This window comes from Burkholderia sp. AU33803 (assembly GCF_002223095.1).
Taxonomy (GTDB): domain Bacteria; phylum Pseudomonadota; class Gammaproteobacteria; order Burkholderiales; family Burkholderiaceae; genus Burkholderia.
The window spans coordinates 729,879-752,868 of record NZ_NKFJ01000006.1 but is presented as its reverse complement, the minus strand read 5'-3'; the positions used below and the strand labels follow the sequence as shown (position 1 = coordinate 752,868).

Here is a 22,990-nt window from a genome sequence, read left to right as displayed (position 1 = left end):
GCGCGCCGGCGCGCCGGCTACCACGTCGTCGCGCCCGTCGGGTACGGTTCGACGATGCGCGTGCCGTTGACGGGCGTCACGCCTGCGTTGCGCAGCGCGGCCCACAGGTCGATCGCATGTTCGCGCGACTTGCGGCTGCCGTCGTCGGTCAGCACGTTCAACGCGATCACTTGGTCGCGTGTCGTCAGTTGCAGTTGCTCATTCAGCTTGCGTGACTGATGCGACGCGGTGCGGACGTCGCCGAGCACGATCCGCTGCTCGGCGACAGTCGATTCGCCGCCTGCATCCGCCGGCACGAACGTCAGCCGGCCGTTGTCGACCTCGCATTGCCCGCGCGTAAACGTCGCGCTCCACTCGCCGGCCGGCACGGCCGCGAACTCGCAGCGCATCCGCTCGCTCGCGCGCCGGCCGACGTCATGCGCCGACGCGTGCGACAAAGCCCGCTCCGGCCAGCCGGCCGCCATCGCGGCCGTCGACATCAGGCACGCCGCAAGCACGATTCCTTTCATGAAATGGCGCATGGGCACGCTCCTCTTCGTGTGGGGTGCGGCCGGCGGGCACCGCGCCTGCCGGCCGCGAATGAACGGTCAACGCACCGCGAAACGGTTGTCGTGCGCATCGACCAGCGGCGCACTCTCCCCGCGATGCACCGTCGCACGATGGATTTCCTGGTTGCGCGCGACGGCGGCCGGGCTCGCCGGGTAGTCGTGATTCGGGCTCGGGATCACGCCGTCGTGGCGCGCCCGTGCCAGTTCCTGACGGACCTCCTGCCGCGTCTTCTGCTGCGCGGCCACGGCCTGTGAAAAGACCGCCATCGACAGTGCGGCAGCGGCGATGACGATCATCGGTCGCGGAATGGTCATGTGGTTCGCTCCTTGCCTGGAAAACCGTGACGGGAGCGTTCACTTTGAGCCGGCAGCGGTGCGGAATCGTGATCGCAGCATGACGGTTTCGTCACCACCGCGACCTTCCCTGTATCGCACTACGAATGAAAATACGTGACGCGTTTCCGCGCGCATGACGCGGCGATGACATTTTTCTCATTTGTCCCTCACCTTCACGATCCGAACGCTTTCCAGAATCGGCAACGCCATCGCGACATTCCGCGCCCGCCGGTGCCACGCGCGGCGCGGAATCGATCGATGCACGAAACGATCATCTTGAATCCCAGGGGAACACCATGAAAACTCCAGTTCGGCTCGCCATGATGTCGGGTGCGCTGCTCGCGACCGCTCACGCGGCACATGCAGCGGAAGTCACGTTATACGGCCTGTTCGATACGTCGCTGACGTATGTATGGAACGCCAATGCGGACGGCAAGAATCTCGTCGGCCTCGGCAACGGCAATCTGCTCGGCAACCGCTTCGGCGTGAAAGGTGCGGAAGACCTGGGCGGCGGGCTGAAAGCGATCTTCACGCTGGAAAATGGCTTCAATCCGAACACCGGCGCGCTCGGGCAAGGCAACCGGATGTTCGGCCGGCAGGCGTTCGTCGGCCTCGACAGCGCGCGCTGGGGCACGTTGACATTCGGCCGCCAGTACGACGCGCTCGCGGATGTCGCGTGGCCGGTCACCGGCGACTTCTACTTCGGCAGCGTCTACGCGACACCCGGCGACGTCGACAACTACGACACGTCGTCGCGCACCGACAACGCGGTGAAATACACATCGCCCGTGATCGGCGGACTCCAGTTCGTCGGCATGTACGCGCTGGGCGGCGTGGCCGGCAAGAGCGGCGCCGGACAAACCTGGTCGGCCGGCCTGTCGTACAGCAACGGCCCGGTCGACGCGGCGGGCGGCTATTACTACGCAGCCAATCGCTCGTCACTCACCAACGGTATCCGCACCGGCTGGAATGGCACATCCGACGGCACGTTCGACGGGTCGCTGGTCAACGGCGGCTATATCTCCGCGATATCGATCGGTATCGCGCGCGGCGCGTTGCGCTATAACTTCGCGCCGTTCGCGGTCGGCATCGACTACAGCAACGCGCTGTACAAGGCCGATGCGATGTCCGCGTTTCGCAGCACGCAGAAGTACGACACCGCGCGCGGCTTCTTCAACTATCAAGCGACACCCAGCCTGCTCGTCGGCATCGGCTACAGCTACACGCGTGCCCGCGGCGATACGAGCGCGACCTATCATCAGGTGTCCGCCGGCGCCGACTACGTGCTGTCGAAGCGCACCGATCTCTACGCGGTCGGCGCATGGCAACGCGCGAACGGTGAACAGCGCACGCTCGACGGCGGCACGCAAACGGCGCAGGCGTCGATCGGGTCGTACGGCTATGGCGGAACGCGCACGCAGGGCATCGTCAATCTCGGGTTGCGCCACCGGTTCTGATCGCTGCGGCATGACGCGCGCCGTGTGACGAAAATTTAATGTTCCGATCAGGTTCGCGAAGCGTCGCATCGCTACGATCGGAAACGTGACGGGCAGCGCCCGTTCCAGACCACGCAAGCGAGTCGCTGCCGCACGGCACGTCACGCGTTAGGCCCGGACACATCGAGTGCCGGGCCTTTTTTTGATCGCGCGCCGGCGATCAAGGCGTTGAATTGCGTTGCGGAAACAGGCAGTTATGCGTCTTCACATACAGGTTCGGATTGCCGCAGCGATGCCCGGCATAATCGATCTGCTCGCCGGGCATGAGATCGGCCGGCACCGGCTTTTTCGCGGCGGCCGGTGTGGCCCGCGAAGTTGGCGTAGTGCCGGAGCGTGTCGATGCGCAGCCCGCGAACAACGGGACGATCAGGACTGCGATCAAGCTGAGACGAATGGCGGGACGAGGCACGTTTCAAGTCCGGTGTGAAAGTCAGAACAACGCCGCCCGCGTTCCATACAGCTATCGCAAACGGCATGAATGCCGCCGGCCACGTCGGCCATCGGCAGACTTCATGTTCCGCTTCCCGCTCATCGCACCCATGACGGGAACATGACGAATGCGTCATGCCGGTCGCGTCCGAACCGCGCCTCGCCACCTCACGCAATCTGACGCATTTTTCATCTCGCGATCACGATCACGCACGGCTGCTTTCGCATACTGGGTCCATGGTTCGCCACCCGGCGGCCCTGATCAAGGAGAGCACTCGATGAAAACCGCAAAACTCGCTGCACTGTTCGTCACCGCCACGCTGTCGCTCGGCATGGCCACGCAGGCCGCGTTCGCGCAGACGCAAACGCAGGGCAAGACCCGCACGCAGGTCGTCAATGAACTGAAGCAGGCGCAGCACGACGGCGTCGTGCCGGTGAGCAAGACGCAGTACCCGCCGACCGGCGAGCTCGTCGCGCGCAACAAGGAGCTTCACGGGGTTTCGGTGCATGGCGGCGAGAAGAAGCCGCAGCCCGACAACCACGACAACCTGACCGCGCAGAAATGACGCTCGGTCAACCGACCGCGGGCAGCGCGCCACGCGCGGCCGCCTCATGGCGAACGCGCGGGCACGCCCGCCGGCGGTGTCAGGTAGGGAGGGCCGCCGGCCGTTTCAGCTCGGCCGGCCGGCGCGGAAAGCGCAGCCAGAACGTCGTGCGCCGGCCCGGGTCGCTGTCGACGCCGCATTCGCCGCCGTGGTTGTCCATGATCGACCGGACGATCGCGAGCCCCAGCCCCGTCCCTTGCGCCGAATTGTGCCGGGACGGATCGACGCGATAGAAGCGCTCGAAGATCCTTCCGACATGCTGGGCCTCGATGCCGGGCCCCGCATCCGACACGGCGATCGTCGTCACCCCGCCCTGCTCCACGCAATCGATCGTCACGATGCTGCCGCGCGGCGCGTAGGCCAGCGCATTCGACAGCAGGTTGCTCAGCGCGCGCTGGTACAACGTCAGATCCGCGTCGACCCACGCATGGCCGTCGACCTTCACCGTCACGCCGGCATCCTCCGCCAGCGGCTCGTAATAGCCCGCGACGCGCCCTGCCTCTTCCGACGCATCCAGGCGCCGCACGCTGATCGACGTGCCGGCCTGTTCCGAACGCGCCAGGAACAGCATGTCCTCGATCATCCGCGACAACCGCTGGTATTCGTCGATGCTCGACTCGATCACGTTGCGGTATTCGTCCGCGCTGCGCGGCTGCGACAGCACGACCTGCGCGGCCGCCTGCAGGTTTGTGAGCGGCGTGCGCATGTCGTGCGCGAGGTTCGACGAGAACTGGCTCAGCCGCGTGAACGACTCGTTCAACCGCTCGAGCATGCCGTTGAACGCGTGCTCGAGCTCCTTCAGCTCGCCGGCCGTATCGAGCGCCGGCAGCGGATGGGCGAGCCGGCTCGTCGACATCTGTTCGGCGCGCGCCGCGAACCGCCGCAGCGGGCTCAGCCCGAGCGCGGCGATGCCGTAGGCGATCACGGCCGCGAGCACCACGCCGAACACCTCGATCACGACGATCGTATAAGCGTGCGTGCGCAGCAGCAGCACGTCGGCGCTGCGGTCGTACTGCACCACGACGCGCACCACGGGCGCACCCGTGCCCGTGCCTGCAAGCGGCACATTCGTCACCAGATACTGCTGCCGTGAGCCCGGCGGCGCGACGCCGACCGGCACGCGCCCGGCATTCAGCGACATCAGCGGCGCAACGAGGCGGAAGCCGGGCGTGCCGACCAGGCGCGCGCCCGTGGCGTCGAAGATCGCGAGATCCATGTTCGGATGACCATGCAGCTGGTCGATCCAGATGTCGGTGTTGCGCGCGACGTCGGCGGTCGAGCGCGCTTCGGCCAGATGCGCGCCCAGCGCGGCGGAAATGCCGGCCATCTGCTCGGCCGCCGCGGTTTCGACGCGATTGCTCAGCGCCTCGTACAGCGCGACGCCGCTCGACGCGAGGATCACCGACGTCGACAGGATGATCAGCGCGGTCAGGCGTCCGCGCAGCGTGCGCGGCAGCAGGCGCGCGATCATGCCGCGCTGCCGCCGCGCGCCTCGAGCACGTAGCCCATGCCGCGCACCGTATGGATCAGTTTCGGGTCGTATGCGTCGTCGATCTTCGAGCGCAGGCGCCGGATCGCCGAATCGACGACGTTCGTGTCGCTGTTGAAATTCATGTCCCACACCTGCGACGCGATCGTCGCGCGCGGCAGGATCTCGCCCTCGCGGCGCATCAGCAGCCACAGCAGCGCGAACTCCTTCGCGGTCAGCAGGATCGTGTCGCCCTGCCGGGTGGCCTTGCGGCGAGTCAGGTCGAGTTCGAGGTCGGCCACGCGCAGCGTGTTCGAATCGCGTGGCTGGCCGCGCCGCAGGATCGACTTGATGCGCGCGGTCAGCTCGACGAAGTCGAACGGCTTCGCGAGATAGTCGTCGGCGCCGAGCTCGAGGCCCTTCACGCGATCGCCGACATCGTCGCGCGCGGTGAGGAACAGCACGGGCGTCGACTTGCTGCGCCGCAAGTTCTGCAGCAGCGTCCAGCCGTCCTGGCCGGGCAGCATCACGTCGAGCACGAGCAGGTCGTACTCCTCGGTCTCGGCCTGGTGCTGGCCCGTGATGCCGTCCTCGACCCAGTCGACGACATAGCCGGCCTCGGTCAGCCCCTTGCGCAGGTACGCGCCCGTCTTCGGTTCATCTTCGACAATCAGAATTCGCATCACGCATTACCCTTGAAGAAACCCAGCCGGCGCAGCACGCCCGAGCCGAAGCCGCCGCGCAACGCCGCGCGCCACGACACCGCATGGCTGACACGGTACAGCACCGGCAGCACCAGCAGCGTCAGCGCCGTGGACGACAGGATACCGCCGATCACGACCGTCGCGAGCGGGCGCTGCACCTCGGCGCCGGTGCCGGTCGCGAACGCCATCGGCAGGAAACCCAGCGACGCGACGAGCGCGGTCATCAGCACCGGCCGCAGCCGCGTGAGCGCGCCCTCGCGCACGGCGGCCTCGAGCGGCATCCCTTCGTCGCGCAGGTTGCGGATGAACGAGATCATCACGAGCCCGTTGAGCACCGCGACGCCGGACAGCGCGATGAAGCCGACCGCCGCCGTGATCGACAGCGGAATCCCGCGCAGCCACAGCGATACGACGCCGCCGCTCAGCGCGAACGGAATGCCGGTGAACACCAGCAGCCCGTCCTTCACGTTGTTGAACATCACGAACAGCAGCACGAACACCATGAACAGCGCGAGCGGCACGACCAGCTTCAGGCGCTCGCTCGCGCTCTGCAGCTGCTCGAATTGACCGCCCCACGACACCCAGTAGCCGGCCGGCACGCGCACGTCCTGCTGCAGTTGCTCGCGCGCGTCGGCGACGAACGAACCGACGTCGCGCCCGCGCACGTTCGCGCTGACGACCACGCGCCGCTTGCCGTCCTCGCGGCTGATCTGGTTCGGGCCCGGCGCGACGTCGATCGTCGCCAGTTCCGCGAGCGGCACGTACGGCGCCGCCGCGAGCGGTGCGCTGGCGCCGGCCGCCGGTGCGGGCAGCGCGATCGGCAGCCGCTTGATCGCCTCGATGTCCGAGCGCAGCTCGTCGGGCAGCCGCACGACGATGTCGAAGCGGCGGTCGCCCTGGAACAGCGTGCCGGCCTTCTGCCCGCCGACGGCCGCGGCCACCGAGTCCTGCAGGTCGGCCACGCTCACGCCGTAGCGCGCGAGCTTGTCGCGATCGAGGTTGACGGTCAGCACGGGCAGGCCGGTGGTCTGTTCGACCTTCACCTCCGACGCGCCCGGCACTTTCTGCAGCGCGGCCGCGATCTGCTCGCCGGTCTGGTTCAGCACGGCCATGTCGTCGCCGAAGATCTTCACGGCGACGTCGCTGCGCACGCCCGAGATCAGTTCGTTGAAACGCAGCTGGATCGGCTGGGAGAACTCGTACGCGTTGCCCGGCAGCTCGGCGAGCGCTTCCTCGATCTCGCGCACGAGCTGGTCGCGCGGCTTCTTCGGGTCGGGCCACTGGTCGGCCGGCTTCAGCATGATGTAGCCGTCCGACAGGTTCGGCGGCATCGGGTCGGCCGCGATCTCGGCCGTGCCGGTGCGCGCGAACACGCGCTCGATCTCGGGGAAGCGCGCCTTCAGCGTCTTCTCGATCGACTTCTGCATCTCGACCGACTGCGACAGGCTCGTGCCGGGAATCCGCAACGCGGCCACGGCCAGGTCGCCTTCGTTGAGGCTCGGGATGAACTCGCTGCCGAGCCGCGTGGCCAGCGCGAGCGTGGCCAGCACGATCACGGCCGCGCCGACCATCACGCGCGCCGGGCGCGTCATGAATGCGGCGAGCGCCGGCTCGTACGCGCGCCGCGCCCAGCCCATCAGTCGGTTCTCCTTCTCCTCGACACGCTCGCCGATGAACAGCGCGACGGCCGCCGGAATGAACGTGACGGTCAGCACCATCGCTGCCGCGAGCGCCATCACGACGGTAATGGCCATCGGGTGGAACATCTTGCCTTCGACACCTGTGAGCGCAAAGATCGGCAGGTACACGACCATGATGATCAGTTGCCCGAAGATCAGCGCGCGACGCGCTTCCTGCGACGCGCCGAACACTTCCGCGAAGCGCTCGTCGCGTGTCAGCGGCCGGCCGGCAGCGGCCTGCGCGTGCGCGAGCCGCCTCACGCAGTTCTCGACGATCACCACCGCGCCGTCGACGATGATCCCGAAGTCGAGCGCGCCGAGGCTCATCAGGTTCGCGCTCACCTTCGCGTTCACCATGCCGGTGAAGGTCATCAGCATCGACAGCGGGATCACGAGCGCCGTGATCAGCGCCGCGCGCATGTTGCCGAGGAACAGGAACAGCACGGCGATCACGAGGATTGCGCCTTCGAGCAGGTTCTTCTTCACCGTCGCGACGGCCTTCTCGACGAGCACCGTGCGGTCGTACACGGGGATCGCCTTCACGCCCGACGGCAGCGTGCGGTTCACGTCCTCCATCTTCGCGGCGACGGCCTTCGCGACCGTGCGGCTGTTCTCGCCCATCAGCATGAAGACCGTGCCGAGCACGACCTCCTCGCCGTTCGACGTCGCCGCACCGGTGCGCAGCTCGCGGCCGATGTCGACCAGCCCGACGTCCTTCATCCGCACCGGCACGCCGCCGACGTTGGTCAGCACGATGCTGGCGATGTCGTCGACGGTGCGCGCCTGGCCCGGCACGCGCACCAGATACTGCTCGCCGCGCTTCTCGATGTAGCCGGCGCCGACATTGTCGTTGTTGCGCTCCAGCGCGCGCACGACGTCGGCGAGCGTCAGCCCGTACGACATCAGCTTCGCCGGGTTCGGCGCGACACGGTATTCCTTCACGTAGCCGCCGATCGAGTTGACCTCGGTCACGCCGCGCACGTTGCGCAGCTGCGGCCGGATGACCCAGTCCTGCAGCTCGCGCAGGTCGGCCGCCGTATAGCGCGTGCCGTCGGGCTTGCGCGCGTTGGCGTCGGCTTCGACGGTCCACAGGTAAATTTCGCCGAGGCCCGTCGAGGTCGGCCCCATGGCGGGCGCGATGCCGGCCGGCAGCTTGTCTTTCGCTTCCTGGATGCGCTCGTTGACGAGCTGCCGCGCGAAGTAGATGTCGGTGCCGTCCTTGAAGATCACCGTAACCTGCGACAGCCCGTAGCGCGAGATCGAGCGCGTCTGCTCGAGGCCTGGCAAGCCGGCCATCACGGTCTCGACCGGATAGGTGATGCGCTGCTCGGCCTCCAGCGGCGAATAGCCGGGCGCGGCCGTGTTGATCTGGACCTGCACGTTGGTGATGTCGGGCACCGCGTCGATCGGCAGCTTCTGGTAGCTGAACACGCCCAGCGCGGCCACGGCCGCGATCGCCAGCATCACGAGCCAGCGGTGCGCAATCGCAAAGCGGATCAGGCGCTCAAACATGGCGGGTTTCCTTGAAACGGGGCACGGTCACCCTCGACGGACGAGCCGCCCGGCCAGTTACACGGCGGGCCGGAAAGCGGGCCGCATATCGGGCCGCGAGGCGTGCAATGGCACACATGTAGCGCTCATTCATGTTCCGCGCTCCCCTTGCCGAGTTCGGCCTTCAGCACGAAGCTGTTCGACGCCGCGTATTCCTGGCCCGGCTTGAGCCCCTTCAACACTTCGGTCGCGCGTTCGTCGCGCCGGCCCGTTTCGACGGCCTGCGCGACGAAACCCTTCGACGAGCGGACGAAGACGGACGGTGCGCCGTCGACGTCCTGCAGCGCGTCGCTCGCGACCGCGAGCGGCACGTCCTGTTTGCCCGCGTCGACCGACACGTTCACGAACATCCCGGGCCGCCACACGCCGTCCGGGTTCGGCAGCACGACGCGCGCCGGCGCGGTGCGCGTCTGTTCGCCGAGCAGCGACCCCACGTACGCGATCGGGCCGCTCGAGCGCGATTCGAACGCGGTTGCGATGACCGTCGCATCGCGGCCGACCCGCACGTCGTTCAGCCGCTGCGCCGGCACGGCCATCTCGGCCCATACCGTCGAGAGATCGGAGATCACGAACATGCTGGCATCGGCGGCAATCGCTTCGCCGGGCGTCGCGTGCTTCTCGACGATCGTGCCCGCGAACGGCGCGCGCAGTTCGTAGCGGTTCAGCGCGCCCGCGCCGACCGGCGCGTTCAGCGCGGCGAGCTTCTGACGCGCGTTCTGCACGGCAATCTCGGCTTCACGCAACTGCACCTGCGCCTGCTGGTAGTCCTGCTCGGCCGAGATGCGCTCCTTCCACAGCGTGCGTTCGCGCTCGTAGGTCGCGCGGGCGCCCGACAGCCGGCGCTCGGCCGTCAGCAGCTCGCTGCGCCGGTCGGCGAGATCGGTGCTCGCGATCACGGCCAGCACCTGCCCCTTCGCCACGTTCTGCCCGAGCGACACCGAGACCTGCTCGACGATGCCGGCCACGCGCGGCACCACGTGCGCGGTGCGATCCTCGTTGAACTTGATCTCGCCCGGCAACTGGAACGGCGTCGCGATCTGCGCGGGGCCGGCCTTCGCGAGCGCGATCTTCGAGGTCGCGAGCTGCGCGTCGGTCAACGCGATCGCGCCGTCGGCGCGCGCGAACGGGAACGATGCCGATTCATTGCCCGCCTTCACGTCGATCGTCGCGTCGAACACGTGCGGCTTGCCGATCGACTGCGCGGACACGAACTTCTGGCCGGCCGCGTCGAAACGCAACGGCTCGTGCGTGCGGTCGTAGCGGACCAGCGTGCCGGACACGGTGACGCCCTTGTCGGCCGGCTTGCCGTCGACGAACGGATAGACGATGAGGCGCGCATCGCCGGGCTTTTCCGTCATCACGATTTCGACGGACAGCTTGCCGCGCGTGAGCACGACACCGCCGCGCTCGCCGGTGGCTTCGGTAGATGAAGCGGCAACGGCCGCGGCCGCGCCGTTGCCGCCGCCGTTGCGGGTAACGCCGAGTGCGCCGATGACGATCCCGGCACTGCCGAGCACGACCGCCGCGATGATCAGGATTCTGTTGCGTGACATGGTGATCCTTCAGGTGAAAGAGGCGTCCGTTGCGCTATTGCGCGACCGGTGCCGGTGCGAACGGCGCGAGCGGCGTTCCGACCAGCCGGCCGATGTCGGCGCGAGCCGTATGGGCATCGGCGAGTGCGCGCACGTATTGCGACTGGCCCTGGAACAGCGTGCGCTGCGCGTCGAGCACGTCGAGGAAGCTGAACTTCCCGAGCTCGTAGCCGCGCGACATCGCATCGAGTGCAAGGCGCGCGGCCGGCAGGATGTCGGCCTTCAGCCGCTGCGCTTCCTGCGCGGCGGCTTCGAAATTCGCGTACGCCTGCGTGAGGTCCAGCCGCAGGCGCGTGCGTTCGCGATCGAGATCGGCATTCGCGCGCTCGGCCTTGTGCGTCGCCTCGAGCAGCGCGCCCTTGTTCGTGTTGAACAGCGGAATCGGGATCGACACGCCGACGACCGCCTGGTTGTCCGGCACGCCGCCCGTGGTCACGCGCTTCACGCCCGCGCTGATCGTGACGTCCGGTATGCGCCGCGCCCGTTCGAGCGACACGGCCGCGTTCGAGCGCAGCATCTCGGCGCGTGCGATCCGCGCCAGCGGAGCGTCATCGAGCTGCGCGGTCAGCGCGGACAGTTGCTCGACCGGCGGCACGACTTCGAGGTCGCCCTGCACCGCAAGCCGGCCGTCGCGTGCTTCGCCCATCACCGCGTTCAGCTTTTCGCGCGCGACCTCGACACGGCCGCGCGCCGTCACCACTTCGATCTGCACGCCGGCGGCCGCCACGTGCGCCTTGGTCGCCTCGACCGGCGACACCTTGCCCGCCTGTGCCCGGCGGCTCGCGAGGTCCGCAGAGCGCGCGGCGATCGCGGCCGATTCCTCGGTCACCTGAAGCTGGCGCTGCGCGGCGAGCAGCCCGTAGAACGCGGCGATCACGTCGGCGCGCACGACGGCGCCCTGCTCGTCGAGCGATGCATTGGCCGCTTCCCTGCCGTACGACGCGACATCGAGCCGCGCGCTGCGCTTGCCGCCGAGTTCGATCGTCTGGTTGATCAGCGCGGTCGACGTGCGTTCCGCGCGGCGGAACCCTTCCTGCAGGAACGACACTTCGGGATTGGGACGCGCGCCGGCCTGCATCAGTGCACCGGCCGACGCATCGACGTCCGCGCGCGCGCCGCGCAGCGCCGGGTTGTTCCGCGCCGCGACCGATAGCGCGTCGGCAAGCGTCAATGAGTTGGGAGGGAGAGCATCGGGGGGCGGTACGCTGATCGGCGCGACGCTGCCGGAGGCAGACGGGGCCGGCCCCGGCGACAGCGACGGCTGCGCATGAGCCGTCGCGGCCATCGCGAAGACGATGGCCACGGCGAGGTTGAGCTTGAGCATGTTCGGTTCTGCGGTAACGGTTCGCGACCGATGCTACGGTCCGGCCGCAGTGCGAACATGAGGCGAAGATGATATTTCCGTCATGTTGGGGGCGGCCGCGTGCGCGCGTGCGGCGCCCTGCGAGAGTCATGCCCCGCTTCGGCGATCAGGAGGATTTGATGAACGTACGGCGCGACGGCCGCACGGAGGATGACGGTGATACGGAGAATCGGCACACGTGCACGGCGATTCTCCGCCTGCGAATCAGGCAGCCCCTCGCTTGGCGCGCCGCCGCTGCCCAAGCCAGTCAAGCAATTGCCGCCCGTCGCGCTCGCCGAACCAGCGAGCATGCCCGATCAGGTAACCGTCGTATGCGATGTCGACGATGGCCGGCGCATCGATGATGCAGCCGAAATAAGCGACTTCCGACAGCGCGAACTCCGTATGCACGATCGGCAGCAGCGCGACCAGCGCCGCATAGGCTTCGTCGCCCAGCGGTTCGAGCGATTCGTACCCGTCGAGCAGCGCATCGATCTGCGCGTACTCGACGCGCCGCGCATCGGCCGGCGCCATCCAGTCGACCGTATTGCGCTCGATCGCGAGCGCGAGGTCCATCACCGCACAGGTACGATCCGACAGCCCGAAATCCAGCACGGCCCGCACTTGCGCGCCGGGCCCTGCCTCGGTCCACAGGAGGTTCGACGCATGCCAGTCGCCGTGCGTCCACAGCGGCGGCAGCGCAGGCAGCAAAGGCACGAGGCGCGCATGATACGGGCCGATCGCGTCGGCCACGTCGCCGCGCCAGTCACGCGCACCGAGCGCGCGCACGAGCAGCGGCTGCGCGTCGACCCAGCGTTCGAGCGCGCCCGCCAGATCGGCGGACGACAGCACGCGAAAGCTCGACAGCAGCGTCCGCACGGGCCGCGCCGGCGCATCGTAGCCGGCCGACGCGCGATGCAGCTCGGCCAGCGCACGGCCGGCCGCGTACGCGTGCGAAGCATGCGTGAACGGCTGCCACGACATCACGCCGCGATACGGGTCGACGCCGGGCGCCCGTACGTGCACCTCGTAGGTCCAGTCGCCGGAGGCGAATGCGGTCGCGCCGTCGCGATCGGCAAGAATGTCGACCACCGGCATCCCGCGCTCGCGCAGATGCGCGATGAAGCGATGCTCTTCCTCGAGCCCTTCCACATCGCGCAGGCTCACGTGATGACGCTTGACGAACAGCCCGCGCCCGTCCGTCATCTGCACCAGGACGGCCGCCGCGAACTGCCGCGGGCTGTGCCACGTGAGCCGCGCCGGCTCCCCGGCGCCGTCGATCCGGGCGAGCACCGCCGCCACCTCGTCGTGCGTCATCAGCGGCCAGTCGCGTTCGGCCTGCTCGCCGTCGACGCCGAATTGCGGCGGCGCGACGTCACGCGACAGGGATCCGTCCGGCTCGAGGGGGAATGACATGAACGACGTTGCTCCGTGGTGAATTCAGATCGGCACGCGGATCAGCGCGCGCCACCGCCGGTTGCCAGCGCACCGCCCGCCGCCGCGCGCAGCGCCGCGGCCGTGCGGCTCCAGTCGCGCCAGCCGACGACGGCCAGCCCGATGAACAGCGCATAGAGTCCGGCCGTCAGATACAGTTCCTTGAACACGAACATCCCGACGTACACGACGTTCACGACGATCCACAGCCCCCACGACGCGATGTAGCGCCGCGCGGTCCAGTATTGCGCGACGAGGCTGAACGCGGTCAGCGATGCATCGACGAACGGCAGCGCCGCATCGGTCCAGCGCGCCATCACGCCGCCGAGCAGCGCGCTACCGACGACGGCCGCGATCAGGTCGGGCAACATCTGCAGCGGCCGCACGCCCGTGACGGGTGCGACGTCGCCCGCGGGTGCCGCACTGCCATTGGCTTCGCTCGCACGCTGCGCGAGCCAGCGTTGCCAGCCGTACACCTGCAGCACCGCGAACGCGCCCTGCAGCAGCATGTCCGAATACAGCTTCGCGTCGAAGAAGATCCAGCCGTACAGCGCGACCGACACGAGCCCGACCGGCCAGCACAGCATGCGCCGCTTCGCGGTCAGCCAGATCGCGAGCGCGCTGACGATCACGCCGGCGATTTCGAGTGGGGACATCGTCTGTGCTCTCCAGGTTGGCTACCGGGGCCGCGCATCACGCGGCCGGTTCCGGTCGATCAGAAATCATAGGTCAACGACACGCGCGCGGTGCGCGGCGCACCCCGGAACAGGTACGCATCGCCCTGCTGCTCGCCCGCGTCGCGCCAGTAGAACTTGTTGAACAGGTTGTCCACCGACACGCGCAACACCGTGCGATGGCCGCCGATCTTCGTCGTATAGCGTGCGCCGAGATTGAACACGAACCACGACGGCACGCGTGCGGTGCCCTCCTCGTTCGCGTTGCGGGCCGCGCTGTATTCGACGCCGCCCAGCACGTTCAGCCCCGCGACGCCCGGCACCGCGTAGTCCGCGTACAGCGACGCGCGCAGCGCCGGCACGTTGATGATCTGGTGCCCTTCGTACGCCGGCGACCCGGAATCGTACGCACGCGCACGGATCGCCGCGACGCTGGCCGTCAGCCCCAGGCGCTCGGTCACGCGCCCGGCCGCGCCGAGCTCGATTCCCTGGTGCCGCTGCGTGCCGCGCTGCACGAACGTGTAACTCGTGCCCGATGCGTCCGGGTCGGCGAACTGGAACGGCTTGCTGATCGAGAATACTGCGGCCGTGAGGCTCAGTCGGTCGAGCCAGTCGTATTTTGCGCCGACCTCGAACTGGTGCGATTCGACCGGCGGCAGGAACGCATACGCGTTGGTCGCGCGCACGGGCGCCTGGTCGCCGAGCGACAGCGCCTTGCTGTACGACGCGTACAGCGACAGCACGTTCACCGGCTTGTAGACGAGCGCCACTTGCGGCAGGAACACCGAGCGGTCGGTATGCGTCGCGTCGCCGTCGAGGCTGCTCCAGCTGCGCTGGCGCAGCAGCACTTCCTTGCCGCCCGCGAGCACCTGCCAGTGTTCGCCGATGCTGATGCGATCGAGCCCGAACACGCCGTACTGCCACGCATCGAGGCGAGGATACGACGGGCCGGGCGAATTCGGCGACGGCGAGAACGCCGTGTCGGGCCCGTAGATGTTCTCGCTGCCCACGTAGTCGTACACGGCGTCGGCCATGCTCACGACGCGGCGCTGCACGCTCACGCCGAGCGTCAGCTCGTGCCGCAGCGGGCCGGTCGCGAACTTGCCGGTCGTGACCGCACGCAGGTCGTCGTTGCGACGATATTCGCCGGGGCTGCGGAAGTCGTAGACGTCGTAGTCGCCGTTCGCGCCGAAGAAGAACGGCGACGTCGCGCCGGCCGTGCAGCTCGCGGCATATGAGCAGCCGTACGCGAACGCGCTGTTGTCGTCGATCATCGTGCGGCTGCGGCCGGCGGCGATGTAGGCTTTCCAGTCGTCGTTGAACTGGTAGTCGAAGCGCGCGTTCAGGTTCAGCGCGTCGGTCGTCACCGGTTTCGCCCACGGCTGCGTGCCGAGCGCCTTCGACGTCGTCTTGACCGACGGCACGACGGTGCCCCCGAGCAACTGATAGCCGGGTGCGGAACGCTGGATCCACTGCTGGAATTCGGCGTTGAGCTGCAGGCTCGCGCGCGGGCTGATGTCCCAGTCGGCGGCGATCGAGCCGAACGTGCGCCGTCCGTTCGTGCCGTCGATGTACGAGTGCATGTTCTCCTTCGCGGCATTGATCCGGAAGCCGAACTGATTGTCGGGGCCGAAGCGTCGGCCGAGATCGACGGCCGCCGACGTCGAGCCGCGGCTGTCGACGCCGCCCGTCACGCTCGCGACGTTCGCCGAGCGCTTCGTCACGAAGTTGATCACGCCGCCCGGCGCGACGACACCGCTGTCGATACCGGCGAGCCCCTTCAGGATCTCGACGCGCTCCTTGTTCTCGAGCGGCACGTTCTGCTCGCCGGACACCGTCAGCCCGTCGATCCGGATCGCGCTCGCGAGATCGACCGGGAAGCCGCGGATCGCGAAGCCTTCGAAGTAGCCGACTGGCGCATAGTCGTTGACGACCGACGCGTCGTTGCGCACGACGTCGCTCAACCGCTTTGCCTGCTGGTCGTCGAGCTGCTCGCGCGTGACGACGCTCACCGACGCCGGCGTGTCGCGCAGCGGCGTGTCGTCGAGCCCCGCGACCGATGCGTTGCGTACGCGCAGCGCATTGCCGCGCTCGCCGCTCACCGTGATCGTCGGCAGCGTCGCGCTGCCGGCTACGTTGGCGTCCGTCGCCGGCGTATCGCCCTGCGCCGCGGCGGCCTGGGCCGCGAAAAGCGTGATGCCGAGACCGACGCCAAGCCCGACTTTCGCGCGCCGCCGCCGTGCGCGCGACGCTGTTGTTCTATTCACCGTCATTGTTCTGGATGGAAAACTCGCCACTCGACCTGTCGAAACCCGTTACGAAGCTGCGAAGCGTGCCCGCACATGAGCCCGCGATGGCCCCCGGCGAACCGCCGGACATCGTGGGCAAGCCGGCGCGACATTCATCCGACGAATCGGACGATCCGGCCGCATGCGGGCCGTTCGATCGGGAAAGCGCAGGATGGGCATCGGAGGCCGGCAACGCGCCGGGCGCCGACGCAGCCGCCGATCCGTGGATCGGGTGCCTGTCGGGCGGCCGGCTGCCTCGCCCGGTCTTTTCATGCGGGGGGACGCTTCGAACGCCCCGGTGCGGGCGCCGGACATTTGCGTGCACCGTTCGTCGGGGCGGTGGATGTCCGTCGCGCGCGACATCGCGGCGTGGCGCGCATTTTACCCCGGGCGGACAGGGCAGCTGGGAAAGCCGCCCGGCGGGTGGTTGTCGCAAGTGTCGCGGGCGGCACGGCGGCCGCCCGTCCGGTACTACGCGGTATCGGCGGCTTTCAGCCCCCATGCGTCGATCATCTGCTGGCGCATCACGAACTTCTGCACCTTGCCGGTCACCGTCATCGGCAGCTCGTCGACGAAGCGGATGTAGCGCGGAATCTTGTAGTGCGCGATCTGCCCGTTGCAGAACGCACGCACGTCGTCCTCCGTCATCTGCTCGTCCGCGCGCAGCACGATCCACGCGCACAGCTCCTCGCCGTACTTCGCGTCCGGCACGCCGAACACCTGCACGCTCTGAATCTTCGGATGGCGGAACAGGAATTCCTCGATCTCGCGCGGATAGATGTTTTCGCCGCCGCGAATCACCATGTCCTTCAGCCGGCCGACGATGTTGCAGTAGCCGTCCGCATCGAGCGTCGCGAGGTCGCCCGTATGCATCCAGCCGTCGACGATCGTCTCCTGCGTTTTTTCTTCGTCGTCCCAGTAGCCGAGCATCACCGAATAGCCCTTCGTGCACAGCTCGCCCGTCGTGCCGACCGGCACGATGGCGCCGCCCGGATCGACGATCTTCACTTCCAGGTGCGGCTGGATGCGCCCGACCGTCGTCGTGCGCTTCTCGAGCGGATCGTCGGTCGAGCTCTGGAACGACACGGGGCTCGTCTCCGTCATCCCGTACGCGATCGTGATCTCCGACAGGTGCATCTGCGACACGACGCGCTTCATCGTCTCGATCGGGCACGGCGAGCCGGCCATGATCCCGGTGCGCAGCGTCGACAGGTCGAATTTCGCGAACTCGGGGTGATCGAGCTCGGCGATGAACATCGTCGGCACGCCGTGCAGCGCGGTGCAGCGCTCGTCGGCCACCGCCGCGAGCGTCGCGACCGGGTCGAACGCCTCGCCGGGGAACACCATCGCCGCACCCGTCGACACGCAGGCGAGCACGGCCAGCACCATCCCGAAGCAGTGATACAGCGGCACCGGGATGCACAGCGTGTCATGCTCGCTGAACCGCATCGCCATCGCGATGAAGCGCGCGTTGTTGACGACGTTGCGGTGCGTGAGCGTCGCGCCCTTCGGGCTGCCGGTCGTGCCGCTCGTGAACTGGATGTTGATCGGCTCGTTGGCCGAGAGCGTTGCGCCGATCGCATCGAGCCGCGCGACATCGAGCGTGTCGCGGCCGCGCGCGACGACGTCCGGATAGCGCAGCATGCCCGGCGTGCGGCCGTCACCCATCCGGATCACGATGCGCAGTGCCGGCAGCCGCGCCGCATGCAGTTCGCCCGGCGCGCAGTGCGCGAGTTCCGGCGCGAGCGCCTGCAACATCTCCAGGTACTTCGACGACTTGAACTGCTCGGCCGCGATCAGCGCGCGGCAGCCTGCCTTGTTCAGCGCGTAGTCGAGTTCCGCGAGCCGGTAGGCCGGGTTGATGTTGACGAGGATCGCGCCGATGCGCGCGGTCGCAAACTGGGTGAGCAGCCATTCGACGCGATTCGGCGACCAGATGCCGACGCGGTCACCCGGCTCGATCCCGAGCGCGACGAGGCCGGCCGCGAGTACGTCGATCTCGTGCGCGAACGTGTGCCAGTCCCAGCGAATGCCCTGCTCGCGGAACACGACGGCCGGCCGCGCCGGAAAGCACGACGCGGTGTCGTGCAGCAGCGCGGCGACGGTCGCATCCGACAGCGGCACGTCGGTGCGGCCCCGCACGATCGACACGCCGTCGAGCGGCACGCCGGTGGCGATGGCGGTGGTCATGGTGTCTCCTGATCGGCGGCGCCGGCCCGCGGGCCGGCGCGTGCATCATCGTGTAAACATCTGCGCGGTCGTGATCGCCATGTCGCCGCCCGGCACGCGAATGTCCTTCAGCTTCTTCAGCGTATCGGCGTCGTACACGGCAACCGTGTTGAAGGTGCCCGCGAGGTAGAGCTTGCTGCCCTCTCGATTGAACGACAGGCAGTAATACGAATGATCGAGCGGCGCGGCCTCGACCAGCTTCTCGTTCTTCACGTCGTACTTCGCGAGCCGGTTCAGCACGCCATACATCGCGTTCGGATCCTTCGGCGACAGCCCGCCCGTGAAATACACCTCGGTCACCGGCGTGAAATCCTTGACCGTCGCGTTGCCCGTCTTCAGATCGATGTCGACATAGCCGTACATCGTCTGCGCGGAGGCCGGGTCCTTCTTCTCGTCCTTGAAGCGGTCGGCCGTATAGAGCAGGTTCAACGTATGCTGCGGACGCTGCTGCGGCCACACGTACAGCACGTCGGGCTGGCCGTGCAGCGGCTGCTTCCAGTTGCGCAGCGGCACCGCGACGTCGTACTTGCCGGTCTGCGCGTTCATCCGGTAGATGTCCGCGCCGACGATGAACAACGATCCGTCGTCGGCGGCCTGCAGCATCGTCGTCTGGCGCGGTGCGGCGAAGGTGCGCACCGGCTTCGCGTCGAGTCCGCCATCGGTGCGGTACACCTGCAGGCGCGGCGACTGTACTTCATAGCTGTCGCGGTTCAGCTTCGTCGGGTTGACGACGCTGTAGATCTCCTTGCCGTCGGGGCTCAATCCGACCGAGAACATCGCGCGCGCCCGCTCGTTGCCCGCTTCCGCGAGCTCCGCATGGAACACGGTCCGGCACGAATCGAGATCGACACCGTACAGGTCGCCGTAATGGTTGTTCAGCACGTATGCGCGCGTACGGTCCGGGCTGATCTGGATCGTGCCGGGGCCGAACGCGTCGGGCAGCGAGCAGGTCTTGACGACGCTGTCGGTGGCCGTGTCGATCACCGTCAGGTTGTTCGGATAGTTCGTGACGGCGAGGTACTCGTGGCCGGCCTGCAGCGGGCCGTCGGCGGCGGCCGACAGCGACGCGGCCGAGGCAAGCGCGGCGGCGAGGAGCGCGCGGCTCAGGGGTGTCGTGAATCGCATGGAGAATCCTTGATCGGTGCCGGGTGGATCACTTGTCTTTGGGGAACACGCTGCCGAGCTGGCGCCAGTCCGCGCCCGAATCGGTCGCGTGCTTGTTCCAGTCGGGATAGGTGCTCATCATGTCGGGCACCTGCGCGGGCCACCAGCACGGGTCGGAGCAACCGTAGAGGTCGGCCTCCATCGGCTGGCACAGCGACGCGACCCCGCCGAACACGTCCGTTTCCCAGCCGGGGTCGGTCGTCGACGTGCAGCCCGCGACGGACGTCATCGCGACGACTTCCTCGAGGCGATCCTGCTGCACGGCCTCCTCGAGCTTTTTCGCCTTGTTGTTGAGCGGCTTCAGATGTTTCATGTCAGTTCGCCTTGCGCGGAGTGATGTGGTTGTCGATGAACGCCGGGTTGCCGGCGATGATCCGGCTGTAGACCTCGATGCCGAAATCGATCCAGTCGCGCATCAGCTCGCAGTAGTGGTAGGTCGGATGCGCGGGGTCGCCGTAACGCGCGTAGCTCTCGTGATAGCAGCCGCCCGAGCACAGGTTGCGGATCCGGCACGTTTCGCAGCCGGTGCCGCTGCGCTCGAGGCGTTGCGACAGGAAGTCGTTGAGCTCCGCCTGCGCGACGCCCTCATGCACGTTGCCAAAAGTCGGCAGCGCCGAGCCGGTGAAGCGGTGGCACAGGTTCAGATCGCCCTTGTGATCGACCGCGAGCATCTTGAGCCCGGCGCCGCACGGCAGCGACTTCTTGTGCCCTTCGTGCAGATCGGTGATCAGCTGGTGCAGGTTCGAGAAGCCGATGTTGCGGTTCTCGAGCGCGGCGGCCAGGTAGCGCCGGCCGAGCGCCTTCATGTTCGCGAACACCTGCGCGAGTTCATCGGTCTGCAGGTTGAACGTTTCGAGCTGTCCCGACGTGACCGGCGCGAAGCCGACTTCCGCGAAGCCGAGCTCGTTGAACAGGTGATCCCAGATGCCTTCGATGTCGGTCACGCCGCTCGTCAGCGTCACGCGCGCGCCGACCGGGCGGCTACGGTAGCGCTTGAGCAGCATCTCGACCTTGCGGCGCACGACGTCGTAGGTGCCCGCGCCGCCGACCGTGCGGCGGTTCAGGTCGTGGATCGAACGCGGCCCGTCGATGCTGACCGACAGCCCGAAGCGATGCGCATCGAGCCAGTCGATGATCTCCTCGGTCAGCAGCGTCGCGTTGGTCGTCATCACGAACTCGACCTGCTTGCCGAGCGCGCCGAAGCGCAGTTCGCAATACTCGACCATGCATTCGATCAGCTTGCGGTTGCTGAGCGGCTCGCCGCCGAAGAACACGACCGTGTAGCGCGGCAGGTCGGGCGATTCCTTCAGCAGCATCTCGACCGACGCCTTCGCGGTGTCGATGTCCATCCGCCGCCCGGCGGACGGCGTGTCGAGGTCTTCCTTGTAACAATACGTGCAGCTCAGGTTGCAGCCGGTGTTCACGTTCAGCACGACCGTGTCGATCGCGGTGCGCTCGACGCGCTTCACCGCAATCTCTGGCGTGAGCGGCGAGCCGTCGCTGACGACCTCGAGGGCCATCAGCTCGCCAAGCGTCTCGGCGAGTTCGCCGTGCGGCGAGCGGCCGGCCAGCCGCGCGAACAGCTCGTCGGCCGTACAGCTGCTCGCACGCAGCGCGTCGATGATGTCGGCCGTCACACGATCGGCCGCGAACAGCGAGCTGCTCGGCACATGAAACATCAGGCGCTCGTCGTCGACGCGCACTTCGTGCACGTTGCGTTCAACCACGTTCAACAGGGCGCTCATCGGATTCTCCTTGCGTTCGTCGGATTCGGACCGGGCCGCGTTGCGGCCCGGCGCGCGGACATGCGGACCGTTCAGGGCAGCGGCGGGTTGTTCCAGCGCTGCACGCCGACGATCATGTGCCCGGTGCCCGTCACCGTGCGTGCCCCGTCCGTCACCGTCGCGACGACGTTCAGGTTGCCCGTGTTGTTGGTGCCCATCCGGCGCGCGGGGTTCGGGCCCGCGTTACCCGGCGTGAAGATGCCGGTCGACGCCTGCATCGTGCCGGCGAACTGCGTGTCGCGATCGCCCTTCGACTGATCGTCGAACGGGGTGACCGACCATTGCGCGGGCACGACGCCGATGCGGAACGGCTTGCCCGCGCCGTCGACACCCCAGGCCACCGCGTCGAAACGCCCTTCGACCTTCGGCGTCGAGCCGCCGTTGCCGCCGATGCGCGCAACCGCGTAGTCGGGTTCGACCTTCACGTCGTGGATCTCGCGATAGACCGCGAAGCCGTCCGCATGCGCGGCGCCGACGCTCACCCGGCGCGCGCCGGCCGCGCTGCCGTCGGCGGCCTTCACGCGCACCCGCACGTACTGCGGCGTGCGCTCGAGCACCGATGCAACCGTCACGCCCGTGCCGAACGCGGGCGTGCCCCGCAGGTTCGCGCCGACGATCGTCACGTCGGTCTCCTCGCCTGCCTTCACGTAAGCCGGCTGCACCGCCACGATCTGCGCGTTGCCGAGCTTCGCCGCGTTGAAGTCGAGGCCGCGTTCGTCATGGGCATCGTCGAACATCCGGCCGCGCAACGTACCGTCGCTCGCCATCAGCACCTGGCGCATGGTCGTGTCGCCGATCTTCACGCTCGCGCGCCATTCGTAGCCGGTGTAAAGCGTCGCGGTGCCGGTGCCGACGAGCGGGCTGCCGTCCGCGAAGCGGCCCTTCAGCTCGACGTCGAAGCGGTCGCCCGCGCCACCCTTCACCGTCATCGTGCCGTACGCATCGCCCTTGCCCGGCATGTGGCCGCCGAAGCTCCACGTGCCGGCCAGCGCGGTCGCGGGCGGATGGTGCTGCTTCCACGCGGTCCATGCGTTGCTGTCGTACGGGTAGTCCTTCGCAAGCATCGGCGCGATGTCGGTGAGCGCGATCTTCAGCCAGTCGCGGTCGCGGCCCATCGCCGAATACTCGATCGACGGCCACTGCCCGAGATGGAAGTTCACGAGCTTGTCCCATTCGGCGACCGGGCGGCGCTGCAGCAGCGGGCGCGCGGCCGAGTGGCAACGCGCGCACATCTGCTTGAATTCCTCGTTGCCGACGGTCTCCTGCGTGTTCAGGCGGCGCTCGGGCGCGTACCGGAAATCCTTCGACTCCGACGGCGCAAGCCCCTGCGTATCCGACAGGTACTTCACCAGAATGCGCCGTTCGTCGTCGCTGATCGTGAGGCCGTGCATCGTCTGCATCCGCGCGATCGTCATCAGCCAGCCTTCCGGCGTCTTGCGCTGATGGCTGATGCGGCTCCACGAATCCTTCGACTCGGCCGCGTGACACGCCGCGCAAGTCTGGCTGAGGATCGCGTGAGCGTCGCGTGGTGCCTGGGCCTGGGTCTGCGCCGGCACGGCGCCCGAGGCCAGTGCGAGCGCACCGGCGGCCACGACGGCCGCGGCCGCACGGGGCCGCCGGCTGCGTCGAATGAAAGTCTTGAACAAGGCTCTGCTCCTTTACGTGGG

The 22,990-nt window shown here is 68.0% G+C and carries 18 protein-coding genes; 2 read left to right on the top strand and 16 right to left on the bottom strand.

Features of this window, described 5'->3' with window-relative positions:
* Nucleotides 1-17: 17 nt before the first annotated feature.
* Entirely contained in the window at nucleotides 18-521 is a 504-nt protein-coding gene (locus CFB41_RS20635) for a hypothetical protein (protein ID WP_089457720.1), read from the bottom strand.
* Nucleotides 522-587: 66 nt separating this feature from the next.
* Complete coding sequence (locus CFB41_RS20630; protein ID WP_089457719.1) at nucleotides 588-863, bottom strand: DUF4148 domain-containing protein; 276 nt, start codon at nucleotides 861-863, stop codon at nucleotides 588-590.
* Between the two features lie 317 nt (nucleotides 864-1,180).
* Here CFB41_RS20630 and CFB41_RS20625 point away from each other — a divergent pair, with 317 nt between their 5' ends.
* Nucleotides 1,181-2,341, top strand: a complete 1,161-nt coding sequence (locus CFB41_RS20625; protein ID WP_089457718.1) for a porin — start codon at nucleotides 1,181-1,183, stop codon at nucleotides 2,339-2,341.
* A gap of 199 nt (nucleotides 2,342-2,540) precedes the next feature.
* On the opposite strand, the gene CFB41_RS20620 is transcribed toward CFB41_RS20625, so the two are convergent.
* Nucleotides 2,541-2,789, bottom strand: coding sequence for a hypothetical protein (locus tag CFB41_RS20620; RefSeq protein WP_256941108.1), 249 nt, complete (start codon nucleotides 2,787-2,789; stop codon nucleotides 2,541-2,543).
* 298 nt (nucleotides 2,790-3,087) lie between these two features.
* Here CFB41_RS20620 and CFB41_RS20615 point away from each other — a divergent pair, with 298 nt between their 5' ends.
* Nucleotides 3,088-3,375: a DUF4148 domain-containing protein gene (locus CFB41_RS20615; RefSeq protein ID WP_089457717.1), complete on the top strand. Its 288-nt coding sequence runs from the start codon at nucleotides 3,088-3,090 to the stop codon at nucleotides 3,373-3,375.
* Between the two features lie 79 nt (nucleotides 3,376-3,454).
* Here CFB41_RS20615 and CFB41_RS20610 read toward each other — a convergent pair whose 3' ends face one another.
* From CFB41_RS20610 to peaA, 13 genes are all read right to left on the bottom strand, one after another.
* On the bottom strand, nucleotides 3,455-4,885 hold the full coding sequence (locus tag CFB41_RS20610; RefSeq protein ID WP_089457716.1) for a heavy metal sensor histidine kinase: 1,431 nt from the start codon (nucleotides 4,883-4,885) through the stop codon (nucleotides 3,455-3,457).
* Nucleotides 4,882-5,565 carry a heavy metal response regulator transcription factor IrlR gene (irlR, locus tag CFB41_RS20605; RefSeq protein ID WP_039349341.1) on the bottom strand — a complete coding sequence of 228 codons (684 nt, stop codon included), beginning with the start codon at nucleotides 5,563-5,565 and terminating at the stop codon, nucleotides 4,882-4,884. Before irlR ends, CFB41_RS20610 begins: the two co-directional genes overlap by 4 nt.
* Nucleotides 5,565-8,777: an efflux RND transporter permease subunit gene (locus CFB41_RS20600; RefSeq protein WP_089457715.1), complete on the bottom strand. Its 3,213-nt coding sequence runs from the start codon at nucleotides 8,775-8,777 to the stop codon at nucleotides 5,565-5,567. The genes irlR and CFB41_RS20600 overlap by 1 nt, the downstream gene beginning before the upstream one ends.
* A 125-nt stretch (nucleotides 8,778-8,902) precedes the next feature.
* Nucleotides 8,903-10,369: an efflux RND transporter periplasmic adaptor subunit gene (locus CFB41_RS20595; RefSeq protein WP_089443127.1), complete on the bottom strand. Its 1,467-nt coding sequence runs from the start codon at nucleotides 10,367-10,369 to the stop codon at nucleotides 8,903-8,905.
* A 34-nt stretch (nucleotides 10,370-10,403) separates the two neighbouring features.
* Nucleotides 10,404-11,732, bottom strand: coding sequence for a TolC family protein (locus CFB41_RS20590; RefSeq protein WP_089443128.1), 1,329 nt, complete (start codon nucleotides 11,730-11,732; stop codon nucleotides 10,404-10,406).
* A gap of 243 nt (nucleotides 11,733-11,975) precedes the next feature.
* Nucleotides 11,976-13,166 carry a phosphotransferase enzyme family protein gene (locus CFB41_RS20585; protein ID WP_089457714.1) on the bottom strand — a complete coding sequence of 397 codons (1,191 nt, stop codon included), beginning with the start codon at nucleotides 13,164-13,166 and terminating at the stop codon, nucleotides 11,976-11,978.
* A gap of 41 nt (nucleotides 13,167-13,207) precedes the next feature.
* Entirely contained in the window at nucleotides 13,208-13,840 is a 633-nt protein-coding gene (pnuC, locus tag CFB41_RS20580; protein WP_089443130.1) for a nicotinamide riboside transporter PnuC, read from the bottom strand.
* A 59-nt stretch (nucleotides 13,841-13,899) separates the two neighbouring features.
* Nucleotides 13,900-16,131: a TonB-dependent siderophore receptor gene (locus CFB41_RS20575; protein ID WP_089457713.1), complete on the bottom strand. Its 2,232-nt coding sequence runs from the start codon at nucleotides 16,129-16,131 to the stop codon at nucleotides 13,900-13,902.
* Nucleotides 16,132-16,617: 486 nt separating this feature from the next.
* Nucleotides 16,618-18,336 carry an AMP-binding protein gene (locus CFB41_RS20570; RefSeq protein ID WP_089457712.1) on the bottom strand — a complete coding sequence of 573 codons (1,719 nt, stop codon included), beginning with the start codon at nucleotides 18,334-18,336 and terminating at the stop codon, nucleotides 16,618-16,620.
* Between the two features lie 45 nt (nucleotides 18,337-18,381).
* Entirely contained in the window at nucleotides 18,382-19,500 is a 1,119-nt protein-coding gene (gene peaD, locus CFB41_RS20565) for a quinohemoprotein amine dehydrogenase subunit beta (RefSeq protein ID WP_089457711.1), read from the bottom strand.
* Between the two features lie 28 nt (nucleotides 19,501-19,528).
* A complete protein-coding gene (gene qhpC / locus CFB41_RS20560) occupies nucleotides 19,529-19,852 on the bottom strand; it encodes a quinohemoprotein amine dehydrogenase subunit gamma (RefSeq protein WP_014900223.1) in 324 nt (107 codons plus the stop codon).
* Nucleotide 19,853: 1 nt separating this feature from the next.
* On the bottom strand, nucleotides 19,854-21,284 hold the full coding sequence (gene peaB / locus CFB41_RS20555; protein ID WP_089457710.1) for a quinohemoprotein amine dehydrogenase maturation protein: 1,431 nt from the start codon (nucleotides 21,282-21,284) through the stop codon (nucleotides 19,854-19,856).
* A 71-nt stretch (nucleotides 21,285-21,355) separates the two neighbouring features.
* A complete protein-coding gene (peaA, locus tag CFB41_RS20550; RefSeq protein ID WP_179250115.1) occupies nucleotides 21,356-22,969 on the bottom strand; it encodes a quinohemoprotein amine dehydrogenase subunit alpha in 1,614 nt (537 codons plus the stop codon).
* Nucleotides 22,970-22,990 lie beyond the last annotated feature (21 nt).

Excerpts from the sequence above, each read along its gene's own strand:
- CFB41_RS20635 (WP_089457720.1), bottom strand. The coding sequence starts at position 521 with ATGCGCCATTTCATGAAAGGAATCGTGCTTGCGGCGTGCCTGATGTCG.
- CFB41_RS20630 (WP_089457719.1), bottom strand. The coding sequence starts at position 863 with ATGACCATTCCGCGACCGATGATCGTCATCGCCGCTGCCGCACTGTCG.
- CFB41_RS20625 (WP_089457718.1), top strand. The coding sequence starts at position 1,181 with ATGAAAACTCCAGTTCGGCTCGCCATGATGTCGGGTGCGCTGCTCGCG.
- CFB41_RS20615 (WP_089457717.1), top strand. The coding sequence starts at position 3,088 with ATGAAAACCGCAAAACTCGCTGCACTGTTCGTCACCGCCACGCTGTCG.
- CFB41_RS20610 (WP_089457716.1), bottom strand. The coding sequence starts at position 4,885 with ATGATCGCGCGCCTGCTGCCGCGCACGCTGCGCGGACGCCTGACCGCG.
- irlR (WP_039349341.1), bottom strand. The coding sequence starts at position 5,565 with ATGCGAATTCTGATTGTCGAAGATGAACCGAAGACGGGCGCGTACCTG.
- CFB41_RS20600 (WP_089457715.1), bottom strand. The coding sequence starts at position 8,777 with ATGTTTGAGCGCCTGATCCGCTTTGCGATTGCGCACCGCTGGCTCGTG.
- CFB41_RS20595 (WP_089443127.1), bottom strand. The coding sequence starts at position 10,369 with ATGTCACGCAACAGAATCCTGATCATCGCGGCGGTCGTGCTCGGCAGT.
- CFB41_RS20590 (WP_089443128.1), bottom strand. The coding sequence starts at position 11,732 with ATGCTCAAGCTCAACCTCGCCGTGGCCATCGTCTTCGCGATGGCCGCG.
- CFB41_RS20585 (WP_089457714.1), bottom strand. The coding sequence starts at position 13,166 with ATGTCATTCCCCCTCGAGCCGGACGGATCCCTGTCGCGTGACGTCGCG.
- pnuC (WP_089443130.1), bottom strand. The coding sequence starts at position 13,840 with ATGTCCCCACTCGAAATCGCCGGCGTGATCGTCAGCGCGCTCGCGATC.
- CFB41_RS20575 (WP_089457713.1), bottom strand. The coding sequence starts at position 16,131 with ATGACGGTGAATAGAACAACAGCGTCGCGCGCACGGCGGCGGCGCGCG.
- CFB41_RS20570 (WP_089457712.1), bottom strand. The coding sequence starts at position 18,336 with ATGACCACCGCCATCGCCACCGGCGTGCCGCTCGACGGCGTGTCGATC.
- peaD (WP_089457711.1), bottom strand. The coding sequence starts at position 19,500 with ATGCGATTCACGACACCCCTGAGCCGCGCGCTCCTCGCCGCCGCGCTT.
- qhpC (WP_014900223.1), bottom strand. The coding sequence starts at position 19,852 with ATGAAACATCTGAAGCCGCTCAACAACAAGGCGAAAAAGCTCGAGGAG.
- peaB (WP_089457710.1), bottom strand. The coding sequence starts at position 21,284 with ATGAGCGCCCTGTTGAACGTGGTTGAACGCAACGTGCACGAAGTGCGC.